The sequence below is a fragment of the Alteraurantiacibacter buctensis genome (assembly GCF_009827655.1).
Classification (GTDB): domain Bacteria; phylum Pseudomonadota; class Alphaproteobacteria; order Sphingomonadales; family Sphingomonadaceae; genus Alteraurantiacibacter; species Alteraurantiacibacter buctensis.
On the sequence record NZ_WTYV01000002.1, the window covers coordinates 648,122 to 661,835 of the forward strand.

Genomic DNA, 13,714 nt, shown 5'->3' on the forward strand with positions numbered 1-13,714 from the left:
GCGGGTTACAGGTTTAGGGAACGAGACTAAGTGGCAGGCGAAACCGGCAAGGTCGATCCGATGCACCAGTTCACAGTCGAGCCGCTGGTCGGCGCGGACTGGAACCTCTGGGGTTACAACGTTGCGTTCACCAATTCGGCGCTGTGGATGCTGCTGGCCTTCGTGGCGCTGACCGTGTTCATGGTCGGCGGGATGAAGCGCCAGATGGTGCCCGGTCGCTGGCAGATGGCGGTGGAAACCTTCACCGGCTTCATCGACGACCTGGTTACCGCCAACATCGGCCACGGCGGCAAGAAGTACGTCCCCTACGTCTTCAGCCTGTTCATGTTCATCCTCTTCGCCAACCTGCTGGGCCTGATGCCGCTGGGGGTGGTGGGTGTGCACCCTTTCACCTTTACCAGCCATTTCAGCGTTACCGGCGTGCTGGCGATCATGAGCTTCGCCATCGTGCTCGCCGTCGGCTTCTGGAAGCACGGCCTGCACTTCTTCAGCCTGTTCGTGCCCAGCGGCACGCCGCTGGTGATGGCCATCATCATTGCCCCGATCGAGTTCATCTCGTTCCTGTTCCGCCCCTTCAGCCTGGCGCTGCGTCTGTTCGTGGCCATGATGGCCGGGCACGTGCTGCTGGAAGTGCTGTCCAGCTTCGTGATCAGCGGCTGGAGCGCCGGCCCCGGGTTCGGCGTGCTGGTGGGCATTCCCAGCTTCGTGCTGATGGTTGCCATCTGCGCGCTGGAGATCCTGGTCTCGGGCATCCAGGCCTACGTTTTCGCGCTGCTGACGTCGCTCTACATCAACGACGCCGAGCACCTGCACTGAGTTTTTCCGCCTTAGTTCTTCCCAAACGCATTTTCTTGAAAGGATAATCACATGGATCTCGAAGCTGCCAAGATGGTCGGTGCTGGCCTGGCCGCGATCGGTGCCGGCATGGCCGCGCTGGGTGTGGGCAACGTGTTCGGCTCGTTCCTGGAAAGCGCCCTGCGCAACCCGGGTGCTGCCGATGGCCAGCAGGGCCGCCTGTTCATCGGTTTCGCCGCGGCGGAACTGTTGGGCCTGCTCGCCTTCGTCGTGGCCATGATCATCCTGTTCGTCTGACGAACACCCTCCCGGCCGGTTGCCTGTCTTCCGGCCGGGGCTGATCCTACGCCCTGACGTTTCAATTGCGCTGACAGACGGAATCCGTCCATGCCCCAGATCGCCCAACTTCCCGAAATCTGGTCAAGCCAGCTCTTCTGGCTGCTGATCATTTTTGGCCTTGTCTATGTCGTGGTCGGCAAGACCATGCTGCCCAAGGTGATGGACACTGTGGGCCTGCGCGACCAGCAGATCGCGGCTGACCTTGCCGCTGCCCAGGCAGCGCGCGATGCGGCCGACCAGCAGGAAGCCGCCTGGCGGGCGCGTGAAAACGCCAACCGCGCGGCCGCGCAGGAACTGGTGGCAGAGGCGAAGGCCAAGGCTGCCGCCGCAACTGCCAGCAAGCTGTCTGCGGCACAGGGCACGATCGACGCCCGCCTGGCCGAGGCCGAACAGCGCATCGCCGCTGCCCGCGCCGAAGCCGGGGCAGAGATCCAGTCGGTCGCCGCCGAAGCGGCGCAGGACATCGTCTCGCGCCTGGCTGGCATTTCCGTGGACAAGGCCGCTGCCACGGCGGCGGTGAAGAAGGCGCTGGCCAATGGCTAATTCCGCTGCAACCGCTCCCGCTCCCGCCGCGATGCCGGCAGAGGTAGACCACTCGGCTCACACCGGGACCGCGGTGGAGCATGCTCCGGGTCCCGAACTGCTGGGCCTGCAGCCCTTCCAGTGGGTCTCGATCTCGATGGCAGTGCTGCTGCTGATCGCGTTCGGCGTGGCCAAGGTGCACAAGACCATCGCGGGCGGGCTCGACAGCAAGATCGCCCAGATCAAGCAGAACCTCGACGAGGCCAAGCTGCTGCGCGCCGAGGCCGAGGCCCTGCGTGACGAGTATGCCGCCAAGATCGCCGGTGCCGAAAAGGATGCTGAGGCGCTGCTGGCCAACGCTCGCACCGAGGCCGGCAATATCGTCACCAAAGCTGAGGCCGACGCCACCGCCACCATCGCCCGCCGCGAGAAGATGGCGTCTGACAAGATTGCCGCTGCCGAGCGCGCGGCGATCGATGACCTTCGCGCCCAGGCGGCAGCCGCCAGCGCAGCGGGCGCTGCCGCGCTGATTGCCGACCGGCACGATGCCGCAGCCGACAAGGCACTGGTTGACCAGGCCATCGCCGTCCTCTGATCGTTCGATCCATCGGCTTAGAGGCCGCCGCTCGCACCATGCGCGCGGCGGCCATTTGCTGTTTGGCTCTCCCCATTGGCAGGCTGATCGGATAGCTTCCGGAGAAAGGGCGCGGGTGCTCGGTTTGGCAGAGAAGGTATGAGAGTTGCGGTTTTGGGCGGCAGCGGCAAGGGCGGGTCTGAGATCGTCAGGGAACTGGCGGCGCGCGGGCATACGGTCACCGGCATTGCGCGGCATCCGGAGAACGTACCGACCGGCGAAGGCATCACGGCAGTCGAAGGCGATGCCCATGATGTGGACAAGTTGGCCGGGCTGATCGCCGGACACGATGCGCTGATCAGCGCGGTCCATTTCGACGTGCCCAGCGCCAAGTTGCTCTCCGCGGTCAAGCAGGCCGGGGTGGACCGGTTGCTGGTGATGGGCGGTGCAGCCAGCCTCCACAATGCCGACGGGCAGCGGCTGTATGATTCGCCGCACTTCCCCGAATTCCTCAAGCCGATCGTGAAGCCGGGGATCGACTTCCTGGAGGAACTGCGGGCAGAGGAGGGGACCAACTGGACCTTCTTCTCCCCTGCGATGAACATCTTCGTGGGTGAGCGCAAAGGCCCTGGCAGCTTCCGCGTGGGCAAGGACGAGCTGGTGACCGATGCCGATGGCAATTCGAACATCAGCTATGCCGACTATGCCATCGCCATGGTCGACGAGCTGGAACAGGGGAACCACTCGCGCGGGCGGTTCACCGTCGCCTACTGATTGTCAGCGGAAGTTGTCCTTCGCCGTCCTCAGCGCGGCGAAGGTCTGCTCCGCCGAGGTGCCACCCCAGCGGTTGCGGATGTCTTCATTATCGGCCCGCAGGAACGGGTTCGACTGCTTCTCGCGGCCCATGTTGAACGGCACGGTCGGTTCGTGCCGGGCGCGCGCGGACTCCACGTCGGCGGCGTATACCTGCAGGGCCACATTGCCCGGATCGGCGTGGAGGGCGAAGCGGGCGTTGCTGGCGGTATACTCGTGCGCGCAATAGGCCATCGTATCGTCCGGCAGGTCACGCAGCCGCTGGAGCGAGCGCCAGAACTGCTCCGCCGTTCCCTCGAACATCCGCCCACAGCCCAGCGCGAACAGCGCATCACCCACGAAGGCCACGCGGCTTTCCGGCAGGTGATAGGCAACGTGGCCCTTCGTATGCCCGCCCACGTCGATCACGCGCGCCTGGTGAGTGCCCAGCGCGACCGTGTCGCCATGGCCCAGCGCGACATCCAGCGGGAAACGCTCCGCCACTTCGGCCGGGCCGCTGATCGTGCATCCGGTAGCTGCCTGGATCGTGGCGTTGCCGCCCGCATGGTCCGGGTGCCAATGCGTGTTCCAGATCTGCGTGATCCGCCAGCTTTTCGCGGACGCTTCCTTAAGATAGGCCTCGGCATCGGGCGTATCGATGCAGGCCGTATCGCCGCTGGCGGGGTCGTGCAGCAGATAGCCGTAGTTGTCGGACAGGCAGGGGAACTGGTGGATTTCGAGCGGCATCAACTATCCCTTCCGCGCGGGTGGTGGGCCATGTCGCCCATCAGGTCGATCCACTCCGCCTTGTCCTGCTCGTAAACGGAACGGGTCGGGGCGGGAATGGTGCCTTCATCGATGCAGCCCAGCGCCACCCCGGCGATCTGCGGCAGGCGGCTTGCCTGCCCCTTCAGCGACGTGCCGCAAGTGGGGCAGAAACCGGTGGTATAGCTGTTGCCGGAGTCGGTGGGCCGGGTGAAGTCGCGCATCGGACCATGGAAGACCACGGCTTCCGCCGGGTAGTAGGCCATGGCCCCGAACGGCGCACCGCTGCGTTTGCGGCAATCGCGGCAATGGCACAGGACAACCGTGGCCTGCGCGCCCTCAGGCGCACTGGCGGTCAGTTGTCCGCATTGGCAGCTTGCTTTCATGGCCCCGGGTCATAAGCGCCCCGTCCCATGTAGGAAAGGCCCGCCTGCTCTGGTGAGCGGGCGGGCCTTTCACTTTGGCTTTCGCGATGAAGCGAGGAGCTTAGTCCTGCTTGGCCTTCAGCGCGGCGCCCAGGATGTCGCCCAGGGAGGCGCCCGAGTCGGACGAGCCGAACTGTGCCACGGCTTCCTTCTCCTCGGCGATCTGGCGAGCCTTGATCGAGAAGTTCGGCTTCTTCGAACGATCGAAGCCGATGACCATGGCGTCAACCTTGGCACCCACCTGGAAGCGGTCCGGACGCTGTTCGTCGCGGTCGCGGCCCAGGTCGCTGCGCTTGATGAAGCCGGTGGCGCCATCGTCGCCGACCTGCACTTCCAGGCCACCGTCGCGCACTTCCAGCACGGTCACGGTGACCACCTCGTTGCGCTTCAGGCCACCGGCCGACGAAGCGCCCTCGGCAGTCGGCGCGCCCTTTTCGAGCTGCTTCATGCCCAGCGAGATACGCTCCTTGTCGACATCGACGTCGAGCACGATGGCCTTAACCTCTTCACCCTTGCGGTGCAGGGCCAGCGCGTCCTCACCCGAGATGCCCCAGGCGATGTCGGACATGTGGACCATGCCGTCCACGTCGCCCGGCAGGCCGATGAACAGGCCAAACTCGGTGGCGTTCTTGACTTCGCCTTCCACGGTAGAGCCAACCGGGTGCTTCTCGGCGAACTCTTCCCACGGATTGCGCTGGGCCTGCTTGAGGCCGAGGCTGATGCGGCGCTTGTCGGAATCGACTTCCAGCACCAGCACTTCGACTTCCTGCGAGGTGCTGACGATCTTGCCGGGGTGGACGTTCTTCTTGGTCCAGCTCATCTCGGACACGTGGACCAGGCCCTCGATGCCCGCTTCCAGCTCCACGAAGGCGCCGTATTCGGTGATGTTGGTGACCACGCCCTTGATCTTGGCACCCACCGGGTACTTGGCGGCCACGCCATCCCACGGATCGCTTTCCAGCTGCTTCATGCCCAGGCTGATGCGCTGGGTATCGGCGTTGATGCGGATGATCTGGACCTTCACGGTCTGGCCGATCTCGATCACTTCCGACGGGTGGTTGACGCGCTTGTAGCTCATGTCAGTGACATGCAGCAGGCCGTCGATGCCGCCCAGGTCAACGAAGGCGCCGTAATCGGTGATGTTCTTCACAACGCCATCAGTGATCATGCCTTCGGTCAGGCCGTCGATCAGCTCGCTGCGCTGTTCGGCGCGGGTCTCTTCCAGCACGGCGCGGCGCGAAACCACGATGTTGCCGCGGCGGCGATCCATCTTCAGGATCTGGAACGGCTGCGGCACGTCCATCAGCGGCTGCACATCACGCACCGGGCGGATATCAACCTGCGAGCCGGGCAGGAAGGCCACGGCACCGTCGAGGTCCACGGTGAAGCCGCCCTTCACGCGGCCGAAGATGCGGCCTTCCACGCGCTTGCCTTCGCCGAACTCGCTTTCCAGCTTGTCCCACGCGGCTTCGCGGCGGGCGCGGTCACGGCTGAGCATGGCTTCGCCGTCGGCGTTCTCGACGCGATCAACGAACACTTCGACTTCCGAGCCGACGACCAGGCCATGCTCGTCCTCGCCACGCGAGAACTCGCGCAGGGCAATGCGGCCCTCGCTCTTCAGGCCCACGTCGATCATGGCGAAGCCGTTTTCAATGGCGGTAACGGTACCCTTGACCACGCGGCCTTCGAAGCCGCCGTCGGCGCCGCCGAGTTGCTGGTCAAGGAGAGCGGCGAAATCGTCGCGGGTGGGGTTGGCAGTAGAGGCCATAACTGGTTCCTGTCTTTACTGTTTCCGGCCGCCGGGTTGTGTCCCGGGGTCTTTCTCCGCCGTCAGCACCATTGCCTGGGCGGGCCAAGAGGCCGAATTTGCCCGCACGGCCGGATTGCCGTGGAGGCGCCTTCAGGGCAGGGGTGGGCGGCAGGCGGGAAAGCAGGCACTCGGGCGTCGTTGCGCCCCCGGTCAGGAGAACGGACATGCCGGCTTTCTGCCATGCCGGACCATCCAGGTCCGTCAGACGGGGCGCGCCTAGGCGAAAGGTGCCGGAAAGGCAAGGTGTTTCGCCCTGCGGCCGCACCCAGATCCAACTAACCTGGAACACATGGAACAGTGTCCTGAGGTTGAAAACCCGCCCGGTTTGCGAACGGGTCGAAAGCTGCGGGCAGGCGGTCGGGGCGGAGCGGTCCATGCGGAAGAGTGCTGCCCTGTCGGCAATACTGTAGGAAAGCGCAAAATGCCCGGCGCTTGACAAGCCGGCGGGCAGGGAGTGGACTTGGCCCCATGACCGCGCTGCAAACCGCCCTGGCCAGCTATGCCGCCTACCACCGCGACCGGCGCAACGTGGCGACGCACCTGGTGGGCATCCCGATGATATTCCTCGCCGTGGTGGTGCTGCTCTCGCGCCCCGTGCTCGACCTTGGAGGGGGCACGCTGACCCCGGCCATGCTGCTGAGCTTTGCAGCGGGGCTGTTCTACCTACGGCTGGACCTTCGCTTCGGCCTGGTGATGGCGTTGCTGCTGGTCGGGTGCTGCATGATCGGCTTGTTGCTGGCGCAGATGGCCACCAGCGCCTGGCTGGGCTGGGGGCTGGGCCTGTTCGTGGTAGGCTGGATCATCCAGTTCGTCGGCCACTGGTTCGAGGGTCGCAAGCCCGCTTTCGTGGACGACCTGAAAAGCCTGCTGGTGGGCCCGCTGTTCGTGGTGGCGGAACTGGCCTTCATGCTGGGACTGCGACGCGAGGTGCAGGCGGCGATCAGCGGGCCAGCGCCTCACTGACAAGGGCAATCGCCGCCGCCACCGCCTGGTCGCGGTCCAGGTCAGAGGTGTCGAGCACCAGCGCATCCGCTGCTGCTACCAACGGGGCCTCAGTGCGGGTGCGGTCGCGCTCGTCCCGCTGGCGCAGGTCGGCCTCGATCTCGGGCAGCGAGGCATCGATGCCGCGCGCCAGCATTTCCTGCCAGCGGCGATCGGCCCGCGCGGCCACGCTGGCAGTCACGAACAGCTTCACATCGGCATCGGGCGCGATGACGGTGCCGATATCGCGCCCGTCCAGCACCGCGCCGCCGGGCTGCTCGGCAAACCTGCGCTGCCGGTCAAGCAACGCGCGGCGTACGCGGGGGTGGACCGAGACGCGGCTGGCAAGGCCGCCGGTCACCTCGTTGCGCAAGTCCGGGTGGCCGAGCAGTTCCTCGGGGAAATTGCAGGCCAGCAGGGCGTCAGCCTCGCTGTCAGGATCGCAGCCATAGGCGGCCACCTGGAAGCCGACCGCGCGATAGAGCAGGCCGGTGTCCATGTGCGGCAGGTGGAAATGCGCCGCCAGCGCCTTGGCAATGGTGCCCTTGCCCGATGCGGTGGGTCCGTCGACTGCGATGATCATGCACGACGCCTTAGCGGGCCCGTGAGCGGTTGAGAACCGGCGATGCGTGTCCTATCTGGCGGGAGCGGCGGCCACGTCCGGCGTGCCATCTGGCAATCAAGACCGGGACGGCCCGGCAGCAATCTTTCCCGTTGAAGGAGACCTGTCGTGGCTTGGGTATATCTTGTTGTTGCGGGTGTGCTGGAAGTTGTCTGGGCCTATTTCATGAAGCTGTCGGACGGCTTCTCGAAGCCGGGGCCTGCCGTCATTACCATCGTGGCGATGATCTTCAGCTTCGGCCTGCTGGCCCTGGCCATGCGCAGCCTGCCGCTGGGCACGGCCTACACGATCTGGACCGGGATCGGCGCGGTGGGCGCTTTCGTGGTGGGCATCGTGGTGCTGGGCGAGGCGGCCACCCCGATGCGCCTGCTGGCCGCAGGGCTGATCGTCAGCGGGCTGGTGCTGATGAAGGTTTCGACTCCCGCCTGAACCGTCAGGCGCGCAGGGATTCCAGCAGCGGCATGAAGTTGGGGAAGCTGGTGGCGATGGGGCGCACGTCATCCACTTCCACGCCGTCCGCGCTGGCAAGACCAGCTACGGCCATCGCCATGGCGATGCGATGGTCGAGGTGGGTGGTAACCGCCGCGCCTTGCGCCGTGCCGGGCAGGGGAGCGCCGCCGCTGCCGTGGATGGTCAGCCCGTCCTCTTGCTCCTCCACCCGCGCGCCGGCCAGCGTCAGGGCTTCGGCCATGGCGGTCAGGCGGTCGCTTTCCTTCACCCGCAGTTCGTCGAGGCCGCTGGTGGTGGTGGTGCCTTCCGCCAGGGCAGCGGCCACGAACAGCACGGGGAATTCGTCGATCATGCTCGGCGCGACCGAGGGGCTGACGGCGATGCCGTGCAGTTGCGAATGCTGCACCCGCATGTCGGCCACCGGCTCGCCGCCTACTTCGCGCAGGTTCAGGAAGGTGATCCGCCCGCCCATCTTGTGCAGCACCTCGAACAGGCCGGCGCGCGTGGGGTTAAGGCCCACGTTCGCGATCAGCACGTCGCTACCCGGCACGATCAGCGCCGCGACAACGAAGAAGGCGGCGGAGGAAGGGTCGCCCGGCACCTCGATCACCTGCGGCTTCAGCTCCGCCGGGCCGTTGAGGGTTATGATCCGTTCTCCGTCGCGCTCGGTCACGGTCAGGTCCGCGCCGAAGCCTTTCAGCATCCGTTCGGAATGGTCGCGGGTGGGCACCGGCTCGATCACCGTGGTGGTGCCGGCGGTGTTGAGGCCCGCCAGCAGGACGGCGCTTTTCACCTGCGCGCTGGCGACGGGGAGGCGATAGCTGATCGGCACGGCAGGGCAGATGCCGCGCACTGTCAGGGGCAGGCGGCCCCCCTCGCTGGCGGTAAACTCTGCACCGACCTGACTGAGCGGGTCGATCACCCGGCCCATCGGCCGCTTGGAAAGGCTGGCATCGCCCATAAACGTCGCCTCGATCGCATGGCTGGCAACCAGGCCCATCAGCAGGCGGGTGGAGGTGCCCGAATTGCCCATGTCGAGCGGAGCCTCCGGTTGCAGCAGCCCTCCCACGCCAACACCCTGGATCACCCATTCGCCGTCCGGCTGGCGCTCTACCGTCGCGCCCATCTGGCGCATGGCCTGGGCGGTGGCGAGGACGTCCTCGCCCTCCAGCAGGCCGGTCACGCGGGTTTCGCCCACGGCCAGGGCGCCCAGCATGATCGAGCGGTGGCTGATCGACTTGTCACCCGGCACACGGATGCTGCCGGACAGCGGACCCTGGGGTGCGAAACGCTTGGCAACGGGCTGGCTATCGGCGGATGCGGACACGGTGGGACCTATCGGGGCAAGGGGCGGCATGGAGGCGGCAACGGGCCGCGTCCTTGCCAGTGCCATTGCCCTATGGCAAGGCGGTCCCCACATGCGCTCCGGCTGGCAGGTGCCAACAGGGCTTGATTTGCCGTGGCGAATCGGGAAAGGGGCGCGCCTGCTATTTTTTGATCGGTTTTACGCGCCCGCCATCCCTGTCGATTGCCGGGCGACATAAGGAAGTGACCATGGCCAAGCCTGAATGGGGTGCCAAGCGCAGCTGCCCCAAGTGCGGTGAACGTTTCTACGATCTGGGCAAGGATGACCCAGTCGTATGCATCGAGTGCGGCAACCAGTGGACGCCTGAGCCGGTGCTCAAGTCCAAGCAGCCGATCCCGTTCGAAGAGATCCAGAAGAAGGAAGAGCTGGAGAACGCTGACAGCGACCTGGCCGATCCCGATCTGGAAGACATCGACGAGGACGGCGATTCGCCGGACAACGACGTGGACCTTGGCGGTGACGACGATCTGGGCGTGACCACCGGCGGTGACGACGACGACAGCGACGACACCTGAAAAAATTTGCTGAAAAACCCCCTTGCGCATCCGGGAGTTCGGCAATAGATGGCCGCTCTCCCCGCAAGGGGGGCCGCAACAAACCTCCCAGGTTGGTGCGGAACATGAATGGAACGGGGCCTTAGCTCAGCTGGGAGAGCGCTACAATGGCATTGTAGAGGTCAGCGGTTCGATCCCGCTAGGCTCCACCATTCATCCTACCATACATGGCCCCGCAAGGGGCGATGACTGAGATGCCCGCTGGCCGATGAGTTTCATCCGCCGGCGTTTTTCGCGTTTGGCGCTTTACCTGCGCCGGCTGGAGTGACTTAGGCCCATGTTCGATACGCTGTCCGACAATCTCGGCTCCGTCTTCGACCGCCTGCGCGGCCGTGGCGCGCTGAGCGAGGCTGATGTGCGCGAGGCCATGCGCGAAGTGCGCGTGGCCCTGCTGGAAGCCGACGTGGCGCTGCCGGTGGCGCGCGACTTCATCGCCCGCGTCACCGAAAAGGCCGTTGGTGCCTCGGTCCTGAAATCGGTCAAGCCCGGCCAGCAGGTGGTCAAGATCGTCAGCGACGAGCTGGTGGCCATGCTGGGCGGCGAGGATGCCACGGGTGAGGGCATTCCCCTCAACCTGGACGTGCGCCCGCCGGCGGTGATCATGATGGTTGGCCTGCAGGGCTCGGGCAAGACCACCAGCACCGCCAAGATCGGCAAGCTGCTGAAGGACAAGCACGGCAAGAAGACGCTGCTCGCCTCGCTCGACGTCAACCGTCCGGCGGCGCAGGAGCAGTTGAAGGTGCTGGGCGAGCAGACCGGCGTCGCCACGCTGCCGATCATCGCCGGCCAGCAGCCAGTGGACATCGCCCGCCGCGCGCTGGAAGCGGCGAAGCTGCAAAACTTCGACGTGCTGCTGCTCGACACCGCCGGCCGGCTGCACGTCGACGAAGCGCTGATGGCCGAGATGAAGGCCGTGGCGCAGGTTGCCACCCCGGCAGAAGTGCTGCTGGTGGTCGATGCGCTGACCGGCCAGGACGCGGTCAACGTGGCGCAGAGCTTCACCAGCGAAGTGCCGCTGACCGGCGTGGTCCTCACCCGCATGGACGGCGATGCACGCGGCGGTGCGGCGCTGTCGATGCGCGCCGTGACCGGCAAGCCGATCAAGTTTGCCGGCACCGGCGAAAAGCTCGACGCGATCGAGCGGTTTCATCCCTCCCGCGTGGCCGATCGCATCCTGGGCATGGGCGATGTCGTCAGCCTGGTGGAACGCGCCGCCGAGGTGATCGACGCCGAGGAGGCCGAGAAGGCCGCCCAGCGCATGATGCAGGGCAAGTTCGACCTGAACGACCTGAGGATGCAGCTCTCGCAGATGCAGAAGATGGGCGGGCTGGGCATGCTGGCGGGCATGATGCCAGGCATGAAGAAAGCCAAGGCGGCGATGGCGCAGAGCGGCATGGACGACAAGGTGCTGCTGCGGATGGATGCGATCATCGGATCGATGACCCCCAAGGAGCGCGCCAGGCCCGAACTTCTCAACGCCAAACGCAAGATCCGCGTCGCCAACGGCTCCGGGACCACGGTGCAGGAAGTCAACAAGATCCTCAAGATGCACCAGGAAATGGGCCGGGCAATGAAGCAGTTGAAGAAGCTGGGCGGCATGAAGGGCCTCGGCTCGCTGCTCGGCGGCGGGGGGCTGGGTGGTCTTGGCGGCCTGGGCGGCGGTGGGGCCGGTGGCCTGCCCGGCCTTGGCTCGGGCGGCTCTGCCCAGCTTCCGGCGGACCTGCAGAATTTCCTGAACAAGAAGTAATTCCAAGAATTTAGATCAGAAAGGTACTATCCCATGGCAATTTCTCTTCGTCTCGCCCGTGGCGGCTCCAAGAAGCGCCCGTACTACCGCATCGTGGTGGCCGACAGCCGCGCCCCGCGTGACGGCAAGTACCTGGAGCAGATCGGCACCTATAACCCGATGCTGGCCAAGGATGACGAGAACCGCGTGAAGGTGAACGAGGACCGCGCTCGCTACTGGCTGGGCGTCGGTGGCCAGCCGACCGACCGCGTGGCCCGCTTCCTGGACGCCGCCGGCATCCGCGAGCGTGCGGCCAAGAACAACCCCAAGAAGGGCGAACTGGGCGCCAACGCCAAGCAGCGTCTGGAAGAAAAGGCCGCCAAGCTGGCCGAGGCCGAGGAAGCCAAGAAGCAGGCTGAGGAAGAGGCCGCCGCTGCTGCCGTCGCCGCTGCTGAAGCCGCTGCCGCTCCGGCTGAAGAGCCCGCCGCCGAGGAAGCCCCGGCAGCCGAGGAAGCTCCGGCCGCTGAAGAAGAAAAGGCCGCGGAGTAATCCGTTTGCCCAAGGACTCGCCCATCACCCTGGCTGCCATCACCGGCGCGCACGGGGTGACGGGCGAGGTTCGCCTGAAGCTGTTCGGCGAGGGCATTGCCTCGCTGAAGGCGCACAAGAGTTTCAGTGGGTCTGGCGCTTCTGGCGCGCTGACGGTGAAGGCCCTGCGCGACGACAACAAGGGCGGGGCCATCGCCCGCTTTGCCGAAGTTCCCGACCGCAACGCGGCGGAGAAGCTGCGCGGCACACTTCTCACCGTTCCCCGTGACGCGCTGCCGCCTTTGGGCGAGGGCGAGTATTATCATGCCGACCTGCTGGGCCTTTCCGCCATTACCGAGGCGGGTGAGCCGCTGGGCACAGTGATCGCCATCGACAACTTCGGAGCGGGTGACGTGCTGGAAATCGAGCGGCCCGGCGTGGATGGCAGGCGCGGCAAGCGTTTCATGGTGCCGATGCGGGTTGAGGCTGTGCCCCGCTGGGATGAGGCTACGCTGACCGTCAGCGATTTCTACCTCGAAGACGAATAGCGTTTCCTATAGCATAATTGTTATATAAATTGGCGGCTATGGACGAGTCGCCAGACCTTCCGCTCGATCTCGCGTTTGCCGCGCTGGCCGATCCCACGCGCCGCGCGATCCTGCGCCAGCTTTCCGCCGGAGAGGCGAGCGTGACCGATATTGCCGGCCGCCTGCCGATCAGCCAGCCCGCGGTATCGCGCCACCTGCGCCTGCTGGAGGAGGCGGGCCTGATCGAGACTGCACCGCGCGGCCAGTTGCGCCCCCGCCGCCTGCGCGCCGGGGGCCTGTCTGCGGCACGCACTTTCCTTGACGAGATGGCGCGATACTGGCCCGACCGGCTGGACGCGCTGGCCGCATTTTTAGACGAGACAAAGGATCAGCCATGACGGATGTGCCCGTGTTCATGATCGCCCGCCAGTTCGCGGCCTCGCCCCAGCGGGTCTATCAGGCCTGGGCCGATCCGGTGCAGATGGCGGCCTGGTCCGGCCCCCAGGGGTCATCGGTGGAGATCCTCAGCGGCGAGCAGGCGGAGGGGCAGTCCACCATTTCCCGCACATCCTCGCCGGAAGGGCCGGACATGTACAGCCTGTGCCTGTGGCGCGAACTGAAGCCCGACAGCGTGGTGTGGGAACAGAGCTTCTGCACGCCGGAAGGCGAAAAGTGCCCGCCGCCATTCTTCGACACCTGGCCCGTTACCTTGCTGACCGAGGTGGACCTGGAACCGCGCGATGGCGGCACCTTCCTGACGCTGAAATGGACCCCGATCGAATATGACGAGGCGGGCCTCGCCAAGTTTGCCGAGATGATGGCCAGCATGACCGGCGGCTGGGGCGGCAGCTTCGACAAGCTGGAGGAATGGCTGGCGCAATAGAGATAGAGCCGGCTGCCGGGGATTGAGGCATGCCGTCCGGCACCCTAGGCTGGCT

General features: G+C 65.9%; 18 protein-coding genes and 1 tRNA gene. 14 read left to right on the forward strand and 5 right to left on the reverse strand.

The window, feature by feature from the left end; genetic code table 11:
- The first annotated feature begins 60 nt into the window (after positions 1-60).
- The 5 genes from GRI99_RS07630 (at position 61) to GRI99_RS07650 (ending at position 3,004) form a co-directional block, all read left to right on the forward strand.
- Positions 61-816, forward strand: a complete 756-nt coding sequence (locus GRI99_RS07630; protein ID WP_202393010.1) for a F0F1 ATP synthase subunit A — start codon at positions 61-63, stop codon at positions 814-816.
- 51 nt (positions 817-867) lie between these two features.
- Positions 868-1,092 (forward strand): F0F1 ATP synthase subunit C, encoded by a 225-nt coding sequence (locus GRI99_RS07635; protein ID WP_048885460.1) that lies wholly within the window; start codon positions 868-870, stop codon positions 1,090-1,092.
- Between the two features lie 90 nt (positions 1,093-1,182).
- Complete coding sequence (locus GRI99_RS07640) at positions 1,183-1,677, forward strand: F0F1 ATP synthase subunit B family protein (protein ID WP_160771421.1); 495 nt, start codon at positions 1,183-1,185, stop codon at positions 1,675-1,677.
- Positions 1,670-2,251, forward strand: coding sequence for a F0F1 ATP synthase subunit B (locus GRI99_RS07645; protein ID WP_160771422.1), 582 nt, complete (start codon positions 1,670-1,672; stop codon positions 2,249-2,251). Before GRI99_RS07640 ends, GRI99_RS07645 begins: the two co-directional genes overlap by 8 nt.
- Positions 2,252-2,389: 138 nt before the next feature.
- Positions 2,390-3,004, forward strand: a complete 615-nt coding sequence (locus GRI99_RS07650; protein WP_160771423.1) for an NAD(P)-dependent oxidoreductase — start codon at positions 2,390-2,392, stop codon at positions 3,002-3,004.
- Positions 3,005-3,007: 3 nt separating this feature from the next.
- Here the strand turns inward: GRI99_RS07650 and gloB are convergent, their stop codons facing one another.
- The 3 genes from gloB to rpsA form a co-directional block, all read right to left on the reverse strand.
- Positions 3,008-3,769, reverse strand: coding sequence for a hydroxyacylglutathione hydrolase (gene gloB / locus GRI99_RS07655; RefSeq protein ID WP_160771424.1), 762 nt, complete (start codon positions 3,767-3,769; stop codon positions 3,008-3,010).
- On the reverse strand, positions 3,769-4,173 hold the full coding sequence (locus GRI99_RS07660; protein WP_160771425.1) for a GFA family protein: 405 nt from the start codon (positions 4,171-4,173) through the stop codon (positions 3,769-3,771). The genes gloB and GRI99_RS07660 overlap by 1 nt, the downstream gene beginning before the upstream one ends.
- A gap of 100 nt (positions 4,174-4,273) precedes the next feature.
- A complete protein-coding gene (gene rpsA / locus GRI99_RS07665; RefSeq protein ID WP_160771426.1) occupies positions 4,274-5,980 on the reverse strand; it encodes a 30S ribosomal protein S1 in 1,707 nt (568 codons plus the stop codon).
- Between the two features lie 510 nt (positions 5,981-6,490).
- Between rpsA and GRI99_RS07670 the strand changes: the two genes are divergently transcribed.
- Positions 6,491-6,985: an Mpo1 family 2-hydroxy fatty acid dioxygenase gene (locus GRI99_RS07670; RefSeq protein ID WP_160771427.1), complete on the forward strand. Its 495-nt coding sequence runs from the start codon at positions 6,491-6,493 to the stop codon at positions 6,983-6,985.
- Here the strand turns inward: GRI99_RS07670 and GRI99_RS07675 are convergent.
- Entirely contained in the window at positions 6,963-7,586 is a 624-nt protein-coding gene (locus GRI99_RS07675) for a (d)CMP kinase (RefSeq protein ID WP_160771428.1), read from the reverse strand. The two genes, GRI99_RS07670 and GRI99_RS07675, sit on opposite strands and share 23 nt — an antisense overlap.
- 147 nt (positions 7,587-7,733) lie before the next feature.
- Here GRI99_RS07675 and GRI99_RS07680 point away from each other — a divergent pair, with 147 nt between their 5' ends.
- Positions 7,734-8,054, forward strand: coding sequence for an SMR family transporter (locus tag GRI99_RS07680; RefSeq protein WP_160771429.1), 321 nt, complete (start codon positions 7,734-7,736; stop codon positions 8,052-8,054).
- Between the two features lie 4 nt (positions 8,055-8,058).
- Here the strand turns inward: GRI99_RS07680 and aroA are convergent, their stop codons facing one another.
- Positions 8,059-9,402 carry a 3-phosphoshikimate 1-carboxyvinyltransferase gene (gene aroA / locus GRI99_RS07685; RefSeq protein ID WP_337192887.1) on the reverse strand — a complete coding sequence of 448 codons (1,344 nt, stop codon included), beginning with the start codon at positions 9,400-9,402 and terminating at the stop codon, positions 8,059-8,061.
- Between the two features lie 227 nt (positions 9,403-9,629).
- Between aroA and GRI99_RS07690 the strand changes: the two genes are divergently transcribed.
- From GRI99_RS07690 to GRI99_RS07720, 7 genes are all read left to right on the forward strand, one after another.
- Positions 9,630-9,956 carry a TIGR02300 family protein gene (locus GRI99_RS07690; RefSeq protein ID WP_160771431.1) on the forward strand — a complete coding sequence of 109 codons (327 nt, stop codon included), beginning with the start codon at positions 9,630-9,632 and terminating at the stop codon, positions 9,954-9,956.
- A 115-nt stretch (positions 9,957-10,071) separates the two neighbouring features.
- Positions 10,072-10,147 (forward strand) — tRNA-Ala (locus tag GRI99_RS07695).
- A gap of 125 nt (positions 10,148-10,272) precedes the next feature.
- The gene (ffh, locus tag GRI99_RS07700; protein WP_160771432.1) at positions 10,273-11,742 is read left to right on the forward strand and encodes a signal recognition particle protein; all 1,470 of its coding nucleotides are present in this window, start codon (positions 10,273-10,275) and stop codon (positions 11,740-11,742) included.
- A 33-nt stretch (positions 11,743-11,775) separates the two neighbouring features.
- Positions 11,776-12,270, forward strand: coding sequence for a 30S ribosomal protein S16 (gene rpsP, locus GRI99_RS07705; RefSeq protein WP_160771433.1), 495 nt, complete (start codon positions 11,776-11,778; stop codon positions 12,268-12,270).
- A 5-nt stretch (positions 12,271-12,275) separates the two neighbouring features.
- Positions 12,276-12,797, forward strand: a complete 522-nt coding sequence (gene rimM, locus GRI99_RS07710) for a ribosome maturation factor RimM (protein WP_160771434.1) — start codon at positions 12,276-12,278, stop codon at positions 12,795-12,797.
- A gap of 38 nt (positions 12,798-12,835) precedes the next feature.
- The gene (locus tag GRI99_RS07715) at positions 12,836-13,174 is read left to right on the forward strand and encodes an ArsR/SmtB family transcription factor (RefSeq protein WP_160771435.1); all 339 of its coding nucleotides are present in this window, start codon (positions 12,836-12,838) and stop codon (positions 13,172-13,174) included.
- The gene (locus GRI99_RS07720; RefSeq protein WP_160771436.1) at positions 13,171-13,659 is read left to right on the forward strand and encodes an SRPBCC family protein; all 489 of its coding nucleotides are present in this window, start codon (positions 13,171-13,173) and stop codon (positions 13,657-13,659) included. Before GRI99_RS07715 ends, GRI99_RS07720 begins: the two co-directional genes overlap by 4 nt.
- The last annotated feature ends 55 nt before the right edge of the window (positions 13,660-13,714 follow it).